The 21,348-nt window shown below is 53.5% G+C and carries 26 protein-coding genes; 19 read left to right on the top strand and 7 right to left on the bottom strand.

The genetic code is table 11. The features are described 5' to 3' along the window. Window positions 1-122: 122 nt before the first annotated feature. Both D5S03_RS13420 and D5S03_RS13415 read right to left on the bottom strand, forming a co-directional pair. Window positions 123-248, bottom strand: a complete 126-nt coding sequence (locus D5S03_RS13420; RefSeq protein WP_279614630.1) for a hypothetical protein — start codon at window positions 246-248, stop codon at window positions 123-125. Window positions 249-628: 380 nt separating this feature from the next. After that, complete coding sequence (locus tag D5S03_RS13415; protein WP_008871274.1) at window positions 629-1,189, bottom strand: tetratricopeptide repeat protein; 561 nt, start codon at window positions 1,187-1,189, stop codon at window positions 629-631. Between the two features lie 296 nt (window positions 1,190-1,485). Here D5S03_RS13415 and flgB point away from each other — a divergent pair, with 296 nt between their 5' ends. The 7 genes from flgB (at window position 1,486) to D5S03_RS13380 (ending at window position 7,518) form a co-directional block, all read left to right on the top strand. Continuing rightward, window positions 1,486-1,896, top strand: coding sequence for a flagellar basal body rod protein FlgB (gene flgB, locus D5S03_RS13410; protein WP_008871273.1), 411 nt, complete (start codon window positions 1,486-1,488; stop codon window positions 1,894-1,896). Further along, window positions 1,896-2,336, top strand: coding sequence for a flagellar basal body rod protein FlgC (flgC, locus tag D5S03_RS13405; RefSeq protein ID WP_008871272.1), 441 nt, complete (start codon window positions 1,896-1,898; stop codon window positions 2,334-2,336). Before flgB ends, flgC begins: the two co-directional genes overlap by 1 nt. A gap of 60 nt (window positions 2,337-2,396) precedes the next feature. Then, window positions 2,397-2,717 carry a flagellar hook-basal body complex protein FliE gene (gene fliE, locus D5S03_RS13400; RefSeq protein ID WP_008871271.1) on the top strand — a complete coding sequence of 107 codons (321 nt, stop codon included), beginning with the start codon at window positions 2,397-2,399 and terminating at the stop codon, window positions 2,715-2,717. Between the two features lie 67 nt (window positions 2,718-2,784). Continuing rightward, window positions 2,785-4,383, top strand: a complete 1,599-nt coding sequence (gene fliF / locus D5S03_RS13395) for a flagellar basal-body MS-ring/collar protein FliF (protein ID WP_008871270.1) — start codon at window positions 2,785-2,787, stop codon at window positions 4,381-4,383. Next, entirely contained in the window at window positions 4,384-5,391 is a 1,008-nt protein-coding gene (gene fliG, locus D5S03_RS13390; RefSeq protein WP_008871269.1) for a flagellar motor switch protein FliG, read from the top strand. Beyond that, window positions 5,378-6,106 (top strand): FliH/SctL family protein, encoded by a 729-nt coding sequence (locus D5S03_RS13385; protein WP_008871268.1) that lies wholly within the window; start codon window positions 5,378-5,380, stop codon window positions 6,104-6,106. Before fliG ends, D5S03_RS13385 begins: the two co-directional genes overlap by 14 nt. Beyond that, window positions 6,103-7,518, top strand: a complete 1,416-nt coding sequence (locus D5S03_RS13380) for a FliI/YscN family ATPase (protein ID WP_008871267.1) — start codon at window positions 6,103-6,105, stop codon at window positions 7,516-7,518. Before D5S03_RS13385 ends, D5S03_RS13380 begins: the two co-directional genes overlap by 4 nt. A gap of 8 nt (window positions 7,519-7,526) precedes the next feature. On the opposite strand, the gene rfaE2 is transcribed toward D5S03_RS13380, so the two are convergent. The 5 genes from rfaE2 to D5S03_RS13355 all read right to left on the bottom strand — a co-directional run bounded on the left by rfaE2 (window position 7,527) and on the right by D5S03_RS13355 (window position 12,193). Further along, complete coding sequence (gene rfaE2 / locus D5S03_RS13375) at window positions 7,527-8,006, bottom strand: D-glycero-beta-D-manno-heptose 1-phosphate adenylyltransferase (protein ID WP_008871266.1); 480 nt, start codon at window positions 8,004-8,006, stop codon at window positions 7,527-7,529. Between the two features lie 61 nt (window positions 8,007-8,067). Further along, window positions 8,068-9,195, bottom strand: a complete 1,128-nt coding sequence (gene hemW, locus D5S03_RS13370; RefSeq protein WP_287044428.1) for a radical SAM family heme chaperone HemW — start codon at window positions 9,193-9,195, stop codon at window positions 8,068-8,070. A gap of 36 nt (window positions 9,196-9,231) precedes the next feature. Continuing rightward, window positions 9,232-9,786, bottom strand: coding sequence for an epoxyqueuosine reductase QueH (locus D5S03_RS13365; protein WP_287044427.1), 555 nt, complete (start codon window positions 9,784-9,786; stop codon window positions 9,232-9,234). Between the two features lie 4 nt (window positions 9,787-9,790). Next, window positions 9,791-11,257 (bottom strand): Rne/Rng family ribonuclease, encoded by a 1,467-nt coding sequence (locus D5S03_RS13360; RefSeq protein WP_008871263.1) that lies wholly within the window; start codon window positions 11,255-11,257, stop codon window positions 9,791-9,793. Beyond that, window positions 11,258-12,193 (bottom strand): radical SAM protein, encoded by a 936-nt coding sequence (locus tag D5S03_RS13355; protein ID WP_287044426.1) that lies wholly within the window; start codon window positions 12,191-12,193, stop codon window positions 11,258-11,260. Between the two features lie 298 nt (window positions 12,194-12,491). Between D5S03_RS13355 and D5S03_RS13350 the strand changes: the two genes are divergently transcribed. The 12 genes from D5S03_RS13350 to D5S03_RS13295 all read left to right on the top strand — a co-directional run. After that, entirely contained in the window at window positions 12,492-13,313 is an 822-nt protein-coding gene (locus tag D5S03_RS13350; protein ID WP_287044424.1) for a tRNA (adenine-N1)-methyltransferase, read from the top strand. Window positions 13,314-13,348: 35 nt separating this feature from the next. Next, window positions 13,349-14,053 (top strand): YggS family pyridoxal phosphate-dependent enzyme, encoded by a 705-nt coding sequence (locus D5S03_RS13345; protein WP_287044423.1) that lies wholly within the window; start codon window positions 13,349-13,351, stop codon window positions 14,051-14,053. Window positions 14,054-14,216: 163 nt separating this feature from the next. After that, complete coding sequence (locus tag D5S03_RS13340; RefSeq protein WP_287044422.1) at window positions 14,217-14,978, top strand: motility protein A; 762 nt, start codon at window positions 14,217-14,219, stop codon at window positions 14,976-14,978. Window positions 14,979-14,982: 4 nt separating this feature from the next. Continuing rightward, the gene (locus tag D5S03_RS13335; protein ID WP_287044421.1) at window positions 14,983-15,807 is read left to right on the top strand and encodes an OmpA/MotB family protein; all 825 of its coding nucleotides are present in this window, start codon (window positions 14,983-14,985) and stop codon (window positions 15,805-15,807) included. Window positions 15,808-15,831: 24 nt separating this feature from the next. Further along, complete coding sequence (locus tag D5S03_RS13330; RefSeq protein ID WP_287044420.1) at window positions 15,832-16,557, top strand: OmpA/MotB family protein; 726 nt, start codon at window positions 15,832-15,834, stop codon at window positions 16,555-16,557. 126 nt (window positions 16,558-16,683) lie between these two features. Continuing rightward, window positions 16,684-17,187 carry a flagellar basal body-associated FliL family protein gene (locus D5S03_RS13325; RefSeq protein WP_287044419.1) on the top strand — a complete coding sequence of 168 codons (504 nt, stop codon included), beginning with the start codon at window positions 16,684-16,686 and terminating at the stop codon, window positions 17,185-17,187. A 15-nt stretch (window positions 17,188-17,202) separates the two neighbouring features. Next, window positions 17,203-18,180, top strand: a complete 978-nt coding sequence (fliM, locus tag D5S03_RS13320; protein ID WP_008871254.1) for a flagellar motor switch protein FliM — start codon at window positions 17,203-17,205, stop codon at window positions 18,178-18,180. A gap of 15 nt (window positions 18,181-18,195) precedes the next feature. Then, window positions 18,196-18,759 (top strand): flagellar motor switch protein FliN, encoded by a 564-nt coding sequence (gene fliN, locus D5S03_RS13315; RefSeq protein ID WP_008871253.1) that lies wholly within the window; start codon window positions 18,196-18,198, stop codon window positions 18,757-18,759. After that, entirely contained in the window at window positions 18,752-19,102 is a 351-nt protein-coding gene (gene fliO / locus D5S03_RS13310) for a flagellar biosynthetic protein FliO (RefSeq protein WP_050775221.1), read from the top strand. Before fliN ends, fliO begins: the two co-directional genes overlap by 8 nt. Next, window positions 19,038-19,826: a flagellar type III secretion system pore protein FliP gene (gene fliP / locus D5S03_RS13305; protein ID WP_085928978.1), complete on the top strand. Its 789-nt coding sequence runs from the start codon at window positions 19,038-19,040 to the stop codon at window positions 19,824-19,826. Before fliO ends, fliP begins: the two co-directional genes overlap by 65 nt. Window positions 19,827-20,099: 273 nt before the next feature. Then, the gene (gene fliQ / locus D5S03_RS13300; RefSeq protein WP_008871250.1) at window positions 20,100-20,369 is read left to right on the top strand and encodes a flagellar biosynthesis protein FliQ; all 270 of its coding nucleotides are present in this window, start codon (window positions 20,100-20,102) and stop codon (window positions 20,367-20,369) included. A 134-nt stretch (window positions 20,370-20,503) separates the two neighbouring features. Then, window positions 20,504-21,348, top strand: an 845-nt coding sequence (locus D5S03_RS13295) for an autotransporter assembly complex protein TamA (RefSeq protein WP_287044415.1), incomplete at its 3' end; no start/stop codon positions are given.

Raw genomic sequence — 21,348 nt, 5'->3', positions numbered from 1 at the left:
TAACACTAACAAGCGCTCTTTTTACAGGCAATAACTGCATTTGCTTTTCTCTCCTTTTTTGAAAAGAATGCCAAAAAGTTTTGCAAAAGACAAGTATCCGGCAGGGCAATTGCGGACCGGATTTAAGATTTCCAGTAAACCCGGTCCTGGATGGTCTTGGGGAGGAAAAGGAGAATGGTTTGCAGCTTATGCCTGAAGCGTTTGGTCCGGGTAGTCAGGTGCCGGCAAAATATGGAAGTGGTTTTCATACAACCACCCCTGCCCCTCCTTGCCCAAGGAGGGGAGTGGGCACAGTGCTCTTGACTCTGCTCAAGCCTGGAGTTGAGTCTTTGTTCGTCAAAATGCTCAAGCCGGGAGTTGAGCAACCATTCAGTGCCTCAATCGGCCCGGGGACAGTCCCCGCGACACCTTTTTCAGCACAATACAAAAAGTACATGCGCGAAGTTTTGTGAGCTTGCACAGTTAGTACATAGCGGGGGACAGTCCCCTGGGCCTGGTGCAAGTAATCACCATCGGGGAGCCCCCTGAATGGTTACGGAGCAGATACTCTGCCCGCAATACTGTCCAGAGGCTGCAGTCTGAACAGTTGCTTATCTTAGACAGCTGTCATCTGCGCCTGCAAAAAAAATCAGGCAACATTTGCCAGGAGTTCACCGGCCGCGGTGTTTTCGGGGTCCTGCTCCAGGATCCTGCGCGCATGCTCTTGCGCCTCACTGGCATGGCCCAGGGTCTTGAGGCAGCCGGCCAGGGCAAACCTGACGTCATTATTTTCAGGCTCAACTTCCAGATAAGCTTCCAGATAGGGCAGCACTTCCTGCAGCCTCTGCAGCCCATGGCCGACCTGCACCATGGCCAGCAGGGCCACTAGGTTGGAGGGCTTGAGGGTCAGGGCCTGTTGCAGGAGTTCAAAGGCCTTTTCCAGTGAGCCTATTTCAGCTTCTACCAGGGCCAGGCCTGCAAGGGCCTTGTCGCTGGCTTCCACGCTGCTGGCTTTGGAGTACAGGGAGTGGGCCTTCTGCAGTTCTCCCTTCTGAACCGCTATGGTGGCCAGGCCGAGATAGGGCTCGGCGTGCACGCCGTTGGAACCCGCCGCCTTTTTATAGTGCTCTTCTGCTTTATCCAGTTCTCCCATGAACAGGTAGCTTTCACCCAGCTCCTTGTTGATTTGGTAATCCAGACTGTTGTCCATGACATTCCTCCGTGGTTGTTGGTCAAAATTTTCTGAATGATTCTTTTGAAGCAAAATGTATGCCTGTATTCCCTGAGAAGGATTTTGTTGCCAGGTCCTGGAGCAGATAACAATTAACAATTAACTGATAACTTTTAACTCGCAGCCGGGAAAAGGCCGCGAAAGGCCCGGCTGGTGAACAGGCAGGAGGTCAGCCGGTATTATGGAACAGGAGTTGCTAATACAGGAGCTAAGGTTGATTGTTTGAAACATTAAACCAGAAACAGCAGTAGAAATATTTTAAAGGAGAACAACAGATGAAAGCTTTATTCGGCGATCACATCCAACTGACTTCCAGGGTGCTGGACATGCGCCTTGAGCGTCAAAATGTTGTCTCTTCCAACCTGGCCAATGTCAAAACACCGGGGTACCAGGCCAGGAGAGTAGAGTTTGAAGAGCAGCTGCAATCAGCCCTGAACCTTGACGCCAGGGGCAAGATGGCCAGGACCGATCCCGGGCATGTATCAGGCGCTTTTGATCCCCAGGGGTTTAATGCTCAGTTTATAAAAAGCATGGAGCCCAGGGTTTACCAGGGGGAAGACGCCGTGGACCTGGACAAGGAAATGTCCATCATGTCCCAGAATACCTTGATGTACAATGCCCTTAGCATGGTGCAGCAGAAAAATTTTCAGGGACTTAAAACTGTAATCAGGGAAGGAGGACAATAATGAGTTTCATGAAATCTCTGGATATAGGCGCATCGGCCCTCAGTGCAGAGCGCACCCATCTTAACGTCATTTCCATGAACCTGGCCAATGCCAATACCACGCGCACCCCTGAAGGCGGACCTTATGAGCGTAAAAGCGTGCTGTTCAGGTCCACTCCACTGGAAACGCCTTTCGGCCATGCCATGCAGACCGAGCTGGAAAGGGAGCTTCGCGGGGTCAAGGCCCAGAAGGTGATGACGGACCAGCGCCCCTTTAAGATGGTTTACGATCCGGCCCACCCGGATGCAGACCAGGAGGGCTACGTCAAGACCCCGGATATCAATGTAGTTGAAGAAATGGCCAATATGTTGACCGCCATGCGAACCTACGAGGCCAATGTGTCTGCTGTGACCAACACCAAGAACATGTTCAACAAGGCCCTGGAAATCGGGCGGGGTTAATCCGGTCCAAAAAAACTGTGCCTGCCGCCCGGATAAAAGGCTGAAAGCAAGGAGAGAAACATGTCAGTTTCACCCATGGCCCTGAAGGCCTACACCGATGCTATGCAGACCGGCCAGAACATGGCCGGAGGGAAAGCTGCTTCAGGCAGCAACAAGGCATACAATGATTTTGCGGACACGCTCCAGTCTTCTCTTGGGGAGGTAAATAACCTCCAGACCGATAAAAAAGAGATGATAGAGGCCTTTGCTTCCGGAAAAACCCAGAATGTGCATGAACTGATGATCAGCCTGGAAAAGGCCGGTGTAGCCATGCAGATGACTTCCGCTGTTCGAAACAAGGTCATGGAGAGCTACAGGGAATTGATGCAGATGCCTTTTTAGAATTTTGCCTGTTGTTTTCGATTAAGATCACCAAACCTGAACCCTGAACCAGATAAAGGATTCCAGCATGCCCCCGTTCATTCAAGATCTGCAGGAAAAAGTTACCAGTCTGTGGTCCAGCAGCTCGGTGCCCCAGCGCATTCTGGTGGCCGGGCTCGGCCTTTCGGTCATTGCTGCTTTTGCCTTTCTGATGTTTTTCATCACCAGGCCGGATTACCGGGTTTTGTCCTCGGATCTGTATCCCGAGGATGCCTCCAGGGTGGTGGAGATCCTGGAAAGTGAGAACGTGCGCTACCAGCTCGAGGATGACGGCACTACCATTCTTGTTCCCGCAGACCAGGTGCACAAGATGCGTCTGGCCATTTCCGGGGAAGGTGTCCTGCGCGGGGAAGGTATGGGTTTCGAGCTTTTTGACGATACAGGCATAGGCCAGACTGACTTTGTGCAGAACGTCAATTATCAGCGGGCCCTGCAGGGTGAGCTGGCCCGGACCATATCAGAATTCTCCGAGGTGGAACACGCCAGGGTGCACCTGGTTATGCCTGAACGCAGTCTCTTTATTGAAGAAGAGACTCCGCCTTCGGCCTCCATAGTCCTTCAGCTCAGGTCCGGGCAGAGGCTGGAGTCCAGCCAGATCCAGAGCATTGTCAACCTGGTGGTCACCGGTGTCGAAGGAATGGACAGCGACAGGGTGACCATATCAGACACCAGCGGCAGGGTACTCTACGAGCCCCAGAAAGATCTCCTGGACGGTATGAGCAGCACTCAGCTGGAATACCAGCTCAATTTTCAAAGGGACCTGGAACGGCGTATCGAACATATGCTGACGCCTTTTGCAGGTCCGGGCAGGGTTATAGCCAAAGTGAATGCGGACCTGGATTTCGACAGGCGCACAACCAGGCAGGAAATTTTTGATCCTGACGGAAGCGTTGTCCGCAGTGAACAGAGATCCACTGAGGAAAGCAGTGGCGGGACCTTTATGGAGGAAGGCGTGCCTGAGCCGGATTTTCAGCAGGGATTTGAAGGGCCGGCCACCACTCAGGAGACCTCCAGGTCCGACAGGACCACGAATTTTGAGATCAGCCGTGAAGAGCACAATATAGTGGCCTCAGTGGGCAGCGTGGACCGGTTGAGTGTAGCTGTACTGGTAGACGGGCAGCATGTTACTGACGATGCCGGGGAAATGGTTTACGAGCCCCTGGCTGACGAGGAGATGCAGAGGATTCAGCAGCTGGTGGAAAGGGCGGTGGGCTTTGATCAGGAACGCGGAGATTCCATAGAGGTCAGCAGTGTTGATTTCGGCGCCCCCGAAGTAGAGCCGGAACCTACCCTTATGGACAACCTGGCCCAGTATTTCCAGACCTTTGGCAAGCCCCTGCTCAACGCCCTGCTGGTTTTACTTTTCCTCCTTCTTGTGGTAAGGCCCATTATCATGACCATATTGAAGCCCAAGGTTGCCGAAGAAGAGGGAGAGGAAGCCGAGGGTCTGCCCGAGGGCGGCGAGAGAGAAGCCCTTGCTCCCGGCATGAGCGAGGAGGAAGTGGAAGGCATGCAGGACCAGAAGCGTGTGGAAGGCATCAAGGTCTTTGCCTCCCAGCTGGCCGAGGAGAACTTTGACCAGGCCTTTGCAGTAGTTAAGAAATGGCTTAAAGAGGAGAGGGTATAAGTGCCTCCGGAAAAGTTGAGCGGTGTCCAGAAGACAGCCATCCTGCTCCTGGCCCTTGGAGACAGTTTTACGGCCGAAGTCTTCAAGCGCCTGGACAAGAATGAGATCACCAGCGTGTCCAAAGCCATGCTGGAGATGGAGTCCGTGCCCAAGGAAAAGGCCGAGGAGGTCCTGAAGGAATTCAACCAGACCCTGGTTGCGGGCAAGGAAATGCTCATGGGAGGACCTGATCATGTCAAGCGAATGCTTACCAAGCTTCTGGATTCGGACACAGCCAAGTACGTCATGGACGCCCTGGAGCTTGACACCGGACCGGCTCCTTTCCGGGAACTGATAAATGTCAGTCCCAAGATTCTGTCCCAGATTCTGCGCAACGAACACCCCCAGACCCTGGCGCTTATTACGGGGCATCTGCCTTCGGAAAACGCCGCTGAACTTTTGCAGAACCTGCCCCACGGGATACGCACCGAAGTGCTCATGCGTCTGGCCAGGCTGGAGGCTGTTCCCGAGGACATGCTCATGGAGGTGGACAAGGTGCTGCAGAACCAGCTTATAGCCATAGGAGCCAAAGAAGGCCGCAAGGTGGGCGGGGTTCAGGCAGTGGCCGAGATACTCAACTCTGTGGAAAGAAGCGTGGAGGAGGAGGTCCTTTCGGATATCGAGGAAGAATCCTCGCAGATGGCCGAAGATATCCGCCAGCTCATGTTTGTGTTCGAGGATATCCAGGCGCTGGACGACAGGGCGGTGCGCGAGCTTTTAAAGGAAATCAGCAACGAAGACCTGACCATGGCCCTCAAGACTTCTTCAGAAGAACTAAAGAGCAAGTTTCTTTCCAATCTTTCCGAGAGGGCCGCGGGCATGATCCAGGAGGACCTGGAAATCATGGGGCCGGCCAAGCTTTCCGACGTGGAGGCGGCCCAGCAGAATATTGTCAAGTCCGTGCGCCGACTGGAGGCTGAGGGCCGCATAGTTATAGCCGGCAAAGGAGGAGGGGATGTCCTTGTCTGATAATACCGGCAAAGCCAGGATGGGCCGGGTTATTTTCGGCCTGCAGAGCAGGGGCCTGGAGGAGATGGACCGGGAGGCTGAAAGTGCCGCCAGGACCATTACTCCTGACCAGGAGCAGGAGTTTCTGGGGCGGGTCAAGGAAAAGGCCAGGGAAAAGGCTTCGGAAATATTGAACCAGGCCATGCAGGAAGCCAGTCAGATGCGCGAGGACTCGGTGAAACAAGGGTATGAAGAAGGCCTGAAAAATGCCAAAGCAGAAATAGAAAAGCAGAAAAAGGACCTGGCCCAGAAGTTTGAGAAATTTTTAAGCCAGATGCACAAGGAAAAAAAGGATATATGCGAAAGGCACCGGGAAAACCTGGTCATGGTCATGCAGGCAGGCCTGGAAAAGGTAGTGGGTCAGAAGATCGATGATGACTATGCCCGGGTGATGGAGTCTCTTCTGCGTGAAGCCCTGGAGCAGATGGAACAGTCCAGGGAGCTGACCATTAAAGTCCATGAAAATGACCAGGAACTGATAAAGAACCTGCTGGCAAAGGCCGGCGATGAGCATCCAGAACTTGGCAAATGCAAAGTCAGAGCCTCCAGAAAGATCCAAAAGGGCGGCCTGGTGCTGGAAAGCGGTCAGGGCATGGTGGATAACACCCTGGACAGCAGGTACAGCAAGGTCAGGGAAGTGGTGGACAAGATTTCCTTGAAAGAGGACGGCTCATGAGCCTGGATGCCGGGGCGTGCCTGGATCTGGTCCGGGATATGAACCCGGTGATGACCTACGGCAAGGTAACCAAGGTGGTGGGTCTGGTGGTGGAAGGCCGTGGACTCAAGGCCCCCCTGGGGGCCATATGCCAGCTTCTGCCCGACGAGGCTCACGAGGACAGCGCCATCAATGCCGAGGTTGTGGGGTTTAGAGACGGGGCAGTACTTTTTATGCCTTACGGGGATATGCGCGGCATTAAACCAGGCAGCCTGATCCGCAATTCTTCCATGCCGCCTTTGTTCCCCGTGGGCAGCAAGTACCTGGGTAAGGCGGTGGATGCCTTCGGCACCCCCCTTGAGGACGACGGCTCAATCATACCCCAGAAATACTACCCTCTTTACGCTGCCCCCTTAAACCCCATGCAAAGACCAAGGATAGACGAGCCCCTGGACGTGGGCATCAAGTCCATCAATTCACTGCTCACCCTGGGCAAGGGCCAGCGCGTGGGGATCATGGCCGGTTCCGGCGTGGGCAAGAGTACGGCCATGGGCATGATGGCCAGGTACACGGAAGCCGATGTAAACGTCATCGCCCTGGTTGGAGAACGTGGCAGGGAAGTACTGGAATTTATAGACAAGGACCTGGGACCCGAAGGTATGGCCAGGTCCGTACTGGTGGTGGCCACCTCGGATCAGGGGCCGCTCATCAGGATGCGGGCGGCCTATGCAGCTACGGCCATGGCTGAGTATTTCCGGGACCAGGGCAAGGACGTCCTGCTCATGATGGATTCCGTGACCAGGTTTGCCATGGCTGCGCGCGAAGTGGGCCTGGCCGCTGGCGAACCTCCCACCACCAGAGGATATACTCCAACGGTATTTTCCCATCTGCCCAAGCTCCTGGAACGAACAGGCAAGAGCGGTAAAGGCAGCATCACCGGCATCTATACCGTACTGGTGGAAGGAGACGACTTTAACGAGCCCGTGGCCGACGCGGTACGTTCAATCCTGGACGGGCATATCGTGCTCACCCGGGAACTGGCTGACCAGGGCCATTTTCCGGCCATTGATGTCTTAAAAAGCGTCAGCAGGCTCAGAAAAGACGTGACCCCGGAGGACGTGGTCAAAGCCGGGCAAAAGGTCATCCGCCTTCTGGCAGCCTACGAAAAGGTGGAGGATATGATCAATATCGGGGCCTACGTCAAGGGCAGCAACCAGGAGATAGATCAGGCAGTGCGGCTGGTAAGGCCCATCAATGATTTTCTGCGCCAGGACATCGAGGAGAAATTCACCCTGCAGCAGAGTTTTCAGCAGATGCAGGCTCTTTTGCACCTGGATGAATCAGGCCCCGGCAGCCAGGCTCAGGAAAGCGCTCAGACCCGCAAGACCACCCAGGGCGGCAGCAAAAAGAAACAGGCAGGGAAGAAAAAGTAGCCGCTCTGTCAGAAGCCGCGTTTGATTCTTTCCAGGATACCGGTGGTGGAGCAGTCCCGGATAAAGGGGATGCTCAGCACCTCCCCGCCGAGGCCCTGGACAATGTCCCGGCCGACGATTTTTTCCACTGGCCAGTCCCCTCCCTTGACCAGGATGTTCGGGCGTACCTTTTCTATGAGACTGTACGGAGTGTCCTCCCCGAAGATAATTACCTGATCCACGCAGCCCAGGCCGGCCAGGACCCTGGCCCGGTCGGTTTCGGTATTCACCGGTCGGTCAAGACCCGGCTTGATGCGCTTTACTGATGAGTCGCTGTTTACACCCACCACCAGCAGATCCCCCAGGGAGCGCGCTTTTTCTAAGTAGTCCACGTGACCGGCATGCAGGAGGTCAAAACAGCCGTTGGTGAATACAATTTTTTGACGCAAAAGGCTGTGTCTTTTTTCTGCAAAGTCGGGGGCTGTGATTATCTTGTTTGTGCTGTTCATCTTGCGAGTTAAAAGTTATCAGTTAATTGTTAATGGTTGAAAAAAAAGTTTTATTGTAGTGCTACTCCATGAATTTTTCCAGGATGCTGTCGCTGACCAGCATGCCGTTTCTGGTGAGGCGCAGATAGCCATGGGCCATGCGTATCAGGTTGTTCTGATGCAGGGCCTTGATTACCCCGGCGTACCTGCGGCTGAAGCTCTGGCCTGTGAGTTTTTTGTAATCATGTAGATTGAGCCCCTTAGAGGTCCGCAGGGAAAGCATGACCAGTTCATTGACTTTACGGGTGTAAGAGAGTCTTTCAAATTCAAGGTCACTGAATTTTTTTCCCCCCAGGGCCTGGTAGTCGCGGATTGCCGGGGGGTTTTGCCACCTGGTGCCGTCTATTGTAGATACAGCTGAAGGGCCTGCTCCCAGAAAGGGCTCTCCTGCCCAGTATCCCAGGTTGTGCTTGCAGCTGTATCCCATAGGGGCAAAATTGGATATTTCATACTGCAAAAAACCGCAGGACTCCAGGTATTCGGCACCGTGCATATACATTCTGGCCTGGGCACGTTCCTCCGGCATTTCCAGTTCCCCGGCCCGGATCCGGGCCGTGAGCCTGGTGCCCGGCTCAAGGCCCAGGCCGTAGCAGGATAAATGGTCCGGTGCAAGATGAACTGCATGAGCCAGTTCACCCAGCCAGCCCTTGAGGGTCTGCCCGGGAATCCCCCAGATGAAATCCAGGCTCAGTACGGCGAAGCCTGCCTGGCGGATCATGCGGGCGGCTTTTATGGCCTGCCTGGAATCGTGCCCCCGTTCCAGAGTGCCCAGGAGCTGGTCATCCAGGCTCTGCATCCCCAGGCTGATCCTGTTTATACCCATGGAGGAAAAGACCTGCAGGTCATCCATATCCAGGATGTTCTCCGGGTTGGCCTCCAGGGTGAATTCGCATCCAGGTACGGGGTCAAAGTTTTTGTATACAGCGTCCACAATCCGGGCCAGGGATGCAACGGGGAGTACAGTGGGGGTGCCGCCGCCTATGTATATGCTGCTTACTTTTCTGTGCTGTATCTGTCTGCTGCGTACCTCAAGCTCCTGCTGCACAAGGCGCAGGTAGACAGCGGCGGGCTCCTGGATATACTCCTGGGAGGCAAAAGCGCAGTAGGCGCATTTTGTGCGGCAGAAAGGAACGTGAATATAGAGCAGCATAAGCCGTACAAAGGGGTTTGCAGTAGCGGTGAAAAACTACTGTTCATTTTGTGGCAGGCTGCTCTTGAATCTTTCAAACTCGCTGTAGATGCAGCCGCAGTAATTCTGGCGATAAAGTCCCATGGCCCGGGATTTTTCTGTTCCCTGTTTCCAGCCTGTGCGAAAATCCTGGTCCAGAAATCGGCATTTTTCAGTCTCCAGGGTCTTGCCCAGGGCCTGGATCTGTTCAAAAGGCTGCATTCTGCTGAACATAAGGGTTGTGGAGAAAAAATCGAAGCCGCCCCTGCGGGCTGCTGAGAGTGTACGTTCCAGGCGCATCTGATGGCAAAGAAAGCATCTTCTGTCTTCGCGAAAGGCCACCTGGCGCAGAAAGACCCGGGGATCCACGTCCTGATCCTGAAAAATCATCCTGATGCCAAGCTCGCCGGCAGCCTGCTCTGCGGCCTCCCGTCTCAAAAGGTATTCCTGCAGGGGCTGGATGTTTGGATTGTAAAAAAATCCCATTACCTCATGGCCCTGCTCCAGAAGTGAAGTCACCGGAAACACCGAACACGGACCGCAGCAGATGTGCAGAAGTACCCTGGAGGCCAAGCCTTCAGCCCTCCCTGGGTGTAATCAGGACCTGGTTGTCGAACTGCTGCTCCATGTGCACCAGTTTGTCCCGTTTGTGGTTCAAGAGATAAACCGCCAGATCCTGGTCCACCGGAAATTCCAGGGGGGAGGGGCAGCTTTTTCTGCGCAGCAGGCGGTAGATTTCCTTCTGGGCCTGCAGGGCCTGCCACTCCAGGTTGCGGATGGTTCCCGTACCCTGGCAGTGTCTGCAGCTTTCCATGATTACGGACAAGGCGGAAATACCCAGTCTCTGGCGTACCAGCTGGATCAGGCCGAATCTGGAAATGCGGCTTACATCAGTACGGGCCTTGTCCGACTTGAGAGCCGCACGCAGAGCCTTCTCCACCTGGCTTATGTGTTTTTTGTCGCGCATTTCGATGAAGTCTATGACAATCTGGCCGCCCACGTCACGCAGCATGAGCTGCCTGGGGATGTTTTCAGCGGCTTCCAGATTGGTCTTGAAGGCCATTTCCCGGAAATCCTTTTCTCCGCCTATCTTTCCGGAATTGATGTCCACGGCCATGAGGGCTTCCGTCTGGTCGAAAACCAGGCGTCCTCCGCTGGGCAGCTCCACCTCCCTGGAAAATATCTGGCTGATCTGCTTTTCCAGGTTGAAGCGTTCCATCAGGGTCTTTTCAGGGTCGCTGTGGATGCGGACCATTTTTTTACGCCTGGGAAATATCAGGTTTACAAACTCCTGAACCTGCTGGGCCACCTCTTCATTGTCCACCCAGATCTCGGATACATCCTCTGTAAGGTAATCCCGGGCGGCCCTGAAGGCCAGGTCTTTTTCCTCGTAAATAAGGGCAGGGGTTTTTTCGGCCACCCCTTTTTTGCGTACTTCCTTCCACAGGCGCTTTAAAAACTGCAGATCCCTGGACAAAGATGTCTTGTTCTGCCCCTCGCTGACGGTGCGGACTATGACCCCCAGACCTTCGTCAAGCTTGAGTTCCTGAACTATGCCTTTGAGCCTTTCGCGCTCCTTTTCGTCCTCGATTTTTCTGGAGATGCCCAGCTGTTCGCGGCCAGGGGTCAGCACGAAATAGCGCCCGGGCAGGGAAAGATATGTGGTTAGAAAAGCGCCCTTGTTGCCGGTGGGCTCCTTGACCACCTGGACCAGAAGTTCCTGTCCGGGCTTTAAGACTTTCTGCAGGGGAGGGTACTTGTGGCCTTTGCCCGGCTTTACTTCCGCCTGGTAGTATTCGGGGTGAACCTCGTCCACCTGCAAAAAGCCGTTCTTGCCTGTTCCGTAGTTGATGAACGCAGCCTGCAGGGCCTGGTCAATATTGTGAATCTTACCCTTGTAGATATTGCCCTTGGTCTTGATCTGCCCCAGCATCTCCACGTAGTATTCCTGGATCACCCCGTCCAGGGCCAGGACCAGTTCGATCTGCTCCCCGGGCAGAACGCTTAAAAACATCTTTCTTTTTCTTTTCTGGGCGTTGCTCATTTAAAATTCCTTTAAAGTGTAAAATTTTTCTTTCCTGTGCCCCAGGGCACGGACTTTTTGTTCCTGGATCAGCTGGTCAAGCATGGCAGAGGTTTCTTCCGGGGTGATCCCCAGTGCGCTGCAGAGCTGTTCCAGGGTCTGTGGCCGGCGGCGGATGGAATCCATTATGGTGGAAACGCTTGCAGCTCTGCCCCTGGTGCCGGGCCCTGTGCCCGTTTCCGCCCCTGTCAAAGGGGTGTGCAGGGCTCTTTGCCATCTGTGCAGGGTCTCATGATCAGGTGTTTTGAGCTGCATGTGTGCGCCGGGCCTGCTCATTACCGTCAGGTCCACCCGTTCATGGTCCAGGTCCTTTAAAAAAGCGGTGATTTTTTCCATGTTTTCCCGGGAATCGTTTATTCCCGGGACCAGAAGGATCTCCAGCAGGACCCTTCCTGAAAATTTATTGCAGAAAGTTTCGAGGCCCCTGGCGATTTCCTGGATGTCCAGGCCGGCACAGGGCCGGTTGAGGCGTATAAACTCCTCCTGGACCAATGTGTCCAGAGAGGGTAAAACAACTTCTGCATTCCTTAGTTCCTTTCGTACCTGAGGGTCCCCCAGAAGTGAGGAATTGGTCAGGACTGCCAGGGGAATGTCCGGCTCGATTTTTTTTATGTCCCGGATGATTTTGCCCAGCTGCAGATTCAGGCAGGGTTCGCCCTCTCCCCCCAGGGTTATATGATCCGGCTTATCCCCCTGGTTGTCATTCAGCCACTTTTCCAGTTCGGCCAGGATTATCCCGGAATCTGCATACTCCCGCCTGACCATGGTTTTTTGCGTGGTTGGGCCTGATTCGCAGTACAGGCAGTCGAATGAGCATATCCTGTCCCCCAGCAGGTCAATGCCCAGGGACCTGCCCAGCCTGGATGACATGACCGGTCCAAACAGGTAATCAGCCATGTGAGATCAGGTCTCCTGTGGATGTTCGGCCCGAATCTGCAGTCTTGAGATCATATATAAAACAGGGCATAATGGATTCTGTGGATTGAGGGATTAATGGATAATGGGTTCTGGTTCGATCCTGATTCTGGTCCCGGCAAAAGCATTCCCCTGGTGAATCATTACAGAGGATGGATCCCTGTTTGCTCAAGCCTGTTATATTTTGCCAGAAAACATGTGCCGCCCGAGAATTCTGGTTTAAAGCCTGCAAAAGAATATTTCAATAATCGCTGATCCAAGTCAACCCGGAGGATAATTAATGATTGAACCAGGACAACTGGTAATGCTGGTCAGCCCCAAGGGCAAGCGTTACTTTCGCGTGTTGCAGACAGAAGATGTCCTTAACACCAATGACGGCCAGCTTCAAATGCAAAATGTCGTGCACCAGGGATACGGGGCTGTGGTGCATACGCACTTAGGCAGGGCATATACCGTGCTCAAGCCCACCCTGTACGATCTGATCAAATCGGTCAAGCGCCGTACCCAGATAATATATCCCAAGGATATCGGATATATTATCATCAAGTTGGGCATCGGCCCAGGATGCAGGGTTATAGAGGCCGGGTGCGGATCCGGGGCTTTGACTACGGCCCTGGCCTGGTTTGTCGGGGACGCCGGGCGGGTTTATTCTTTTGAGCGAAGGCAGGAGTTTGCCTCCCTGTGCAGGGAAAACCTGGAAAAAATAGGACTGGAGTCAAGGGTACAGATCGCAGACGGCGATATCGAGCAGGGATTCGGCATTGAAAAGGCTGATGCTCTTTTTCTGGACGTGCGCACCCCCTGGGAGTACCTGGAGCATATCCCCGGGGCCTTGATTCCCGGTGCTCCGGTGGGTTTTCTGCTGCCTACGGTGAATCAGGTCAGCACCCTTCTGTCAGCCATGCAGGATGGCCCCTTCAGCTCAGTGGAGGTGCTGGAAATCCTGGTCAGGAGATACAAGCCGGTGCCTGAGCGCTTAAGGCCCGAGGACCGCATGGTTGCGCATACCGGATACCTGATCTTCGCCAGGCTGGGGGCTCCGGGACAGGATGACACAGAGCCGGCTGAGTTTACTTTTGAGCAGGAGAAGGAAATATGTTGAGCCGGGATTTACCTGAGGATCAAACAAAGCAGCAAATGGCAGACAACCTGGACAGAGTCAGGAAAAAAATTGAGGCTGCCTTGAAAAAAAGTGCAGACCCGGAAAGGAAGGTGAGTCTTGTGGCTGTTTCCAAAAAACAGCCCCTGGACAGGATCCGGGCCCTGGCGGCAGCCGGGCAGGTGCATTTCGGGGAGAACTATGTCCAGGAAGGAATGGAAAAGATCAAAGCCCTTGAAAATCTGGAAATAAAATGGCATCTTATAGGTAGTCTTCAGAGCAACAAGGCCAGGTTCATCCCAGGACGGTTTTTCCTGTTTCACTCCCTGGATTCCGTAAAACTGGCGCGTGCCTTGCATAAAAAGGCTGCAGAACTGGGGATTGTCCAGCCGGTGCTCATCCAGGTCAACCTGGCCGGAGAAGTTCAAAAGGCAGGCGTAGTTCCGGACAAAGTGCCGGAACTTATCCGGGAGACAAAACAGATGGATCACCTGGACCTGCAGGGGCTTATGCTCATGCCCCCCCTGGCGGATGACCCTGAAGAATCCAGGCCCTATTTTACAGGACTGAGAAAGATGCGGGACACTCTGGAGCAGGAAACAGGCAGAAGGCTTCCCCATCTGTCCATGGGCATGTCCCAGGATTTTGTCCAGGCGGTGGAAGAGGGGGCCACCCTGGTGCGGGTAGGCAGCCTGCTTATGGGGCCAAGGCCCGGGTGCACCTTCAATGCTTACGCGGGATAAACATTAAACAAAATACGGCCCTGGGCCGATAAACCTTGCAGGAGAACTTTAATCACCTGTATCTTTTTTTGTTTACCAGGTTCAACCAGATCTGGGCCAAAGAATATGGCAGTATTTATTTCACCCGGAAAAGGGCTAAAACGACAATAATAACAGGGTCCTCATGGATATTTCCACTGTACTCGGCATAGTCATCGCGTTCGGCCTGTTCATTACAGCCATCACCCTGGGCGGAAGTCCGGCTGTTTTTATCAATTTTCCGGCGGCTCTTATAGTACTGGGGGGGACCATAGGTGCAACCATGGTCAACTATCCCCTGGGACATGTGCTGGGACTGGTGGGTGTGATAAAGCACGCTTTCATGAAAAAAGTCGAAGACCCTGCGTCTATAACCGAGCAGTTCATACAATACGCCAACAAGGCCCGCAGGGAAGGGATCCTCTCCCTGGAGCCGGTGATCAAGGAAGTTGACGACCCTTATCTCAAGAAAGGACTGCAGCTCACTGTGGATGGAATGGAACCCCAGACCATCCAGGAGATCATGGAGACCGAGATATCACATATTGAGGACAGGCATCAGACCGGCGCGGACATCCTGGGGGCCATGGGGGCCTTTGCCCCGGCCATGGGCATGATCGGGACAATTATCGGACTGGTGCTCATGCTGCAGGACCTGGACGACCCGGCTGCCATCGGTCCGGCCATGGCCATTGCTTTGATTACGACATTTTACGGCGTAATTCTGGCCAACGTCCTGTTTGTCCCCATGTCCGGCAAATTAAAGACCAGGAGCAAGGAAGAAATACTTGTCAAGGAAATGATGCTTGAAGGCATCCTGTGTATATCCAAAGGTGAAAACCCAAGGATTATAGAAGAAAAGTTCAACAGTTACCTGCCGCCAAAAATAAGGCGCAGTTCGGATTAAAGATATGCCGCGTTCCAACAGGAAAAAAAAAGAAGAAGATGATGATGTGGAACCCTGGCTGCTTCCATTTCTGTCTTTGATGCTTCTTCTTCTTACTGTCTTTGTTCTGCTCATTACCTATGCTTCGTTTGAGGACCGGCGCAAGATCGAAATGGTCATGGGGGCCATCCAGGGTACATTCGGCAAGGGAATGGGCCCCGGCAAAGTGGATGTCCTGGATCTTATGGAGATCGAGGGAGCTTTGGAGCCCGGGCCATTCGATGAAGACGTCGGGGATTTGAAGCAGTTGATGCCCCTTTTGTGGGATGACAAGCGAAAGGACCTTAATTTTCTGGAAAAAAGATTTGTGCAGATCTTTTCCATCAATACAGAGCTTCTTTATGAACCCGGCGAAACTGAGCTTTCCAGTGAGGGCATAGAGGTTCTGGACAAGGTGGTGCCGGTACTCAAGGATCTGGAATATCCTGTGCTGCTTGCCGGTCATACATCCCTGGTACGGGACGAGTTTGGAGCCGGATGGCAGGCCCTGAAGGATGACGTCATTATAAATCCTACATGGCGTCTGTCCCTGGACCGGGCCCTGAATGTCTACCGCTACATCATGGAGCAGGGGGTGGACCCTGAAATGGTCCGTCTGGAGGCATTCGGCGAGTTTCAGCCCAGGTACGGCACCCGTACCGAGGCCAACCGGCGGCAGAACCGCAGAGTGGAAATCGTCCTGGACAGGCGCAATCCTTCCTGGAGGCACCTGGAGGCTGAGGAAGCCGGGCGCAGGGTGCCTGATGATCCTGACCAGGTGGAGTACCGTGATTTTATTTTTGATCTTTAAATTTAAAGTGTCCGAGGGATAAGGTTGGCCAGAGAAAAATCCAAAAAGGGCGGCGCACCCAAGCCCATCTGGATGTTCACCTTTTCAGACCTGGTGACCGTCATGCTGACTTTTTTTGTCCTGGTCCTGAGCATGGCCTCCTTAGACCGGGAGTATATACAGGAAATCGTGACGGTATTTCAGCAGGATACAGGTTTTCTGACTCCCAAGACGGCCGGTCGGCTTCCGGATGAATTCGTCATTATCGAGGATGTGCTGGAGAATCCATGGGAGATTCTGGAGAAAGAGGACCGCATCAAGGACCTTCTTTTTCCTGAGGAAGAGCTTCCTCCGGAGATCAGTAAAAGTACCCTGGAGGAAAACCTGGAGATTTTGATGCGTCCGGAAGGAATAGCCCTGATGATGACCGGGGAGCTTTTGTTTCCGTTTGCCGAGACCCGTCTGCAGCCCCAGGCCAGACAGATTCTGGACCAGGTCATCCCCTTAGTCAAGGCCTGGCCGGCCCCGGTGAACGTGGCCGGGTATACGGACAATATCCCGGGAATCCACATGGATAACTACGAGTTTGCAGCAGAAAGGGCCATGGCTGTCATGGAGTATCTGCTCATAAATGATGTGGAGCAGCACAGGCTTTCTGTGTCTGCCTACGGCGAGCACTTCCCGGTGGGTGACAACGAGACCGAAGAGGGCAGGGCGCGCAACCGGCGGGTGGAGATTCTGCTGAAAAAGACCCCGGATACATATATGTGATCCGGGTTGCCATGCAGGGGAGCACGCAGGCGGGCATCCGTAAAAAGTCCAGAGGTAAAAATTTTTCTGCTTCTTTACAACTTCTGAAAAAATATACAGATTATACTAAATTAAACGGAAAATCTTATGGCAGATAAAAAGAAAGCAAATAATGTAGACGGCAAGGAAGAAAAGAAAAAGCGCCCTCTGTGGCTAAAGCTCATTCTTATTTTGCTCATCCTTGGGGTGCTGGGCGCTGCCGGCTTTTTCGGCTACAACTACTTCATGGAGCAGCGGGACAGTGATCCGGATGACCCGGATGCCCCGGAGCGGGACGAAAGGCCCAGGGATACGGTCATGGTGGAGCTGGAACCCTTCGTGGTCAATCTTGCGGACCCCCTGGGGCGCAGATACCTGCGGACCACCCTGGAGGTGGAGGCGGTGAATCGCAGCGCCGCCAATGAGTTGGAGGACCAGAGGCCCCAGGTCAGGGATGCCATCCTTCTTTTGCTGTCCAGCAAGACTTTTGAGGACCTGCGCACCATGGACAGGAAAATCCACCTGCGAAACGAGATCGTGGAGCGTATAAACCAGGTCATAGGGCAGAACAAGGTATATAAGGTTTATTTTACAGAGTTTGTGGTGCAGTGAGGCAGTGGATTATTTATGAACAAGATACTTGACCAGGGAGAAGTGGATGCCCTGCTGCAGGGGCTCACCGGCGGGGAAGTCGAGACTGAAACCGATGTGCCTGAAGAGGACTCCGGGGTAGTAACCTTTGACCTGTCCAACCAGGACCGCATAATCCGGGGCCGCATGCCGGTCCTGGAAATCATCAACGACCGCTTTGCCAGGCTGGCTACCAATACCATGGCCAATGCCATGCGCAAAAGGGTGGATTTCAACCCCATATCCATAGACATGTCCAAGTTCGGGGACTTCATGCGCTCCCTGCCGGTGCCCACCAGCATTAATATTTTCAAGATAGATCCTTTGCGCGGCAACGCTCTAATGATAATCGACACCAGGCTGGTATTCGCCCTGGTGGAAAATTTTTTCGGCGGGACAGGCTCGCAGCCCAAGATAGAGGGCCGGGACTTTACTCCCATTGAGCAAAGCATCGTGGTCAAGGTGTCCAAGATGCTGCTTTCCAACCTGGAAGACGCCTGGCGCCCTGTACATGAGGTAAACATCGAGCTCACCAGGTCCGAGGTCAATCCGCAGTTCGCCACCATAGTACCTCCAAGCGACGTGGTCGTGGTGGTGACCTTTGAGGTGGAACTGGAAAACGCCATAGGCTCCATGGTGGTCTGCCTGCCCTACGCCACCATAGAGCCCATACGCTCCAAGCTTTATGCCTCATACCAGTCTGAGCGTCTGGAAGTGGATCATGCCTGGCTCAGCCGTTTCAAGGAAAGACTGCTGGAAATCCCCGTGGACTTTAATGTAACCATGGGCAAAACTCAGATCACCGGAAGGCAGCTTCTGAACATGGAGGCAGGGGATATTCTCATGCTGGACACCGACCAGGAGGATCTGCTCAAGGCTTACGTGCAGGGTGTTTTAAAATTCCACGGAGTTCCGGGATTCACCAAGGGCAACAAGGCGTTTCAGGTGGTCCAGGAAGAGGAGACCAACTTTTAGAATCAAGGATTGATTATGAGCCCCAACAACAAGGAAGAAAACGATCAGGATAAACTGGCCGAAGAATGGGCCAAGGCCCTGGAAGAGCAGGAGGATGAACCTTCCGCTGACCAGGAAAAGGAAACCGCTCAGCAGCAGGAGGATGAGTCCTCTGAAATGTCCCAGGACGATCTGGCGGATGAATGGGCCAAAGCCCTGGCTTCTGAAGAAGAGGAAAGCTTCAAGGATGAGCAGAAGCAGAAGTCCCTGTCCTCTCAGAGCAAGGAGGCCCAGTTCAAAGACTTGACAGAGGATGCCAAAAAGAAGCCCGAAGGCACCAAGAGAGACCTGGATTTCATCCTGGACATTCCTTTGACGGTGACTGCCCAGTTAGGCGGCACCCAGCTTCTCATAAACGAGCTTCTCCAGCTTGGCCAGGGCTCGGTGATAGAGCTGAACAAGCTTGCCGGCGAGCCCATGGAGGTGCTGGTAAACGGGAAGCTGGTAGCCAGGGGGGAGGCCGTGGTCATCAATGAAAAGTTCGGAATCAGGCTTACAGACATCATAAGCCCTGTTGAAAGGATCAAGCAGCTTGGATAACGCAGTTGGAAATTCCATGGACATGGGCCTGGCCGGGATTAAAATGGCTGCAGCCCTGTTTCTTATTCTCGCCCTGATTTTTCTTTTGTATTACCTGCTGAAAAAATACGGCCATAAGGCCGGATTAGGCAGGTCAGGGTCGGAATATCTACAGACCAAGGCCGTAATGAGCCTGGGTCCCAGGAAAAATATCGTTGTGGTCCGTTTCTTGAATAAATACCTGGTACTGGGGGTCACCGACACCCAGATCAATCTGTTAAAAGAAATGGATGCGGACCATGAACAAGAACAAGATTTTTCCAAGGTGCTTAATCAGAAAAGCTCTGACCTGGACAGTACTTAGCCTGGCCTTTGTCTTGTGGCCTGTACTGGCGCAGGCCCAGGACCCAGTACTGCCTTCCCTGTCGCTGCAGCTTTCCGGAGAAGAGGCTCAGCCGGACAACATTGCTGTCGCCCTGGAAATACTTTTCCTGCTTACCATCCTGTCTGTGGCCCCGGCCATAGTTTTGACCATCACCTGCTTCACCCGCATTATCATCGTATTTTCCTTTATCAGGCACGCCATAGGCACCCAGCAGATGCCTCCAAACCAGGTGCTGGCGGCCCTGGCCATATTTCTCACCGTGGCCATCATGGCTCCCATCGGGTCGGAAATAAACCAGACTGCCCTGCAGCCCTATCTCAACGAAGAAATCGGCCATGAAGAGGCCCTGTCCAGGGCGGAGGGTCCCATGCGGGAGTTCATGTTCAAGCATACCCGGGAACGTGACCTTTCCGTATTTTACTCCATCACCGGGATGGAAAGGCCCGAAAGCCGAGAAGATGTGCCCACCATGCTGCTTATTCCGGCGTTTATGATCAGTGAGCTCAAGACGGCTTTTCAGATCGGATTTCTCATATATATACCCTTTTTGATCCTGGATATGGTGGTGGCCAGTATTCTTCTGTCCATGGGCATGATGATGCTGCCCCCGGTGATGATTTCCATGCCTTTCAAGGTCTTGCTGTTCATCATGGTGGACGGCTGGAACCTGCTGGTGGGGTCGCTGGTCAACAGCTTCGTCTGACGGCTTATTATGGGATTGGGGGATTGAGGAATTCAGGATTGGGGAATTGTGGGATCAGGGGATTCGGGGGTTGAGTGGTATGGATCATTATCTTGGTGAACAGTTATCTGAGCTATATAAAAAACTGCATGATTTCAAGTGGATGTGTCTTAAGTATATATGGACATTTGAGATATTGAAAAGTGCGGCAAATTAAGAGTGTTACGCGATAGTATCTGATCGTCCAGAGTTATAAACAAAAAAGAATTTCTAACCCGACATGGAGTCAGCATTATGACACCCGAGTTTGTAGTAGGTTTTGCCAGGCACGCCATCGAGACCACTTTGATGATTTCCCTGCCCATGCTGGGCATCGGCATGATAGTGGGCATAACCATAAGCATCCTGCAGGCCGCCACCCAGATCCAGGAAATGACCCTGACCATTGTCCCCAAAATTATTGCCATATTTCTGGCTCTTCTGTTTTCCTTTCCCTGGATAATGGAAAAGATGGTCACCTTCACCACTGACCTGTTCAATAATATACCCAATTATATCGGATAGCCCGGTTGTGTCCTGGATGGACATGGACCTTCCGGGCGATTCTGTTGAGCAGTAAGTGAAAACAGTCACCAATATTTTTGGGTTCAGGTCGACAAGTCCTTGCCCCGGCAAGTGTTCTTGAATATTATCCCCCCATGACAACCAAGATCTCCATCCTTTTTTTTCTGGCTTTGCTTCTGTACGGCCTGCAGGGCTATGCCTCCGCGGACCAGCAGGAGCAGGACCCGGCAGCGACCTCATATGAGACCGAGTTCCGCGGGGACATTGATTCGCGCATGCGCCAGATACTAAACCAGGTATCGGATACCGTCGCCCTTAAAGAACGGCCGCTGGTGAGCGTTTCTCAGTTAAAAAGAAGAGTCAGGGACGACATCCCGGAGTTTGTCGGAGCTCTTCGGTCCTTTGGATATTACGCCCCGGACATCACCTACACCATCCATGAAGATGAGACCCCTGTGCGTGTAGTGTTTGAGGTCAACCAGGGCCCGGAATTTCTCATTGAAGATGTGGAGATCATTCCCAAGGACTCCGACTGGGAAGGGGAAGTGCCCGACCCTGAAGTGCTCGGCCTGTACAAGGGTGAAAGGATCCGGTCTTCCACGGTCAAGGAGTCCACACGAAAGCTGGACAGCTATTTAAAGGCCCGGGGCCATCCTTTTCCCAGGACCCGGGTCCAGGAGGTGGTCATTGATCATGCAGATAACAGCGCAATCGTATATCTGGCCTTCGATCCCGGTCCCCGGGCCGGTTTCGGGGACATGGAAATAGTCGGCCTGGAACGGGTGCAGGAGGAAGTGGTCCTGGAAAGGGTCCCCTGGGAAACAGGAGATGAATTCAGAGCGCCGCAAATGGAGGGTCTGCGCCGGGATCTTATGGCCACCGGCCTTTTTTCCGTGGTGGAGGTGAACCATGGATATGAACTGGATGAAGAAGACCTGCTGCCCATGCAGGTGCGTGTGCGTGAGAGGTCTCCCAGGAC

The organism is Desulfonatronospira sp. MSAO_Bac3, assembly GCF_003838035.1.
GTDB lineage: Bacteria > Desulfobacterota > Desulfovibrionia > Desulfovibrionales > Desulfonatronovibrionaceae > Desulfonatronospira > Desulfonatronospira thiodismutans.
The sequence above is the reverse complement of the archived record's forward strand: the minus strand, read 5'-3'. Positions and strand labels throughout refer to the sequence as shown.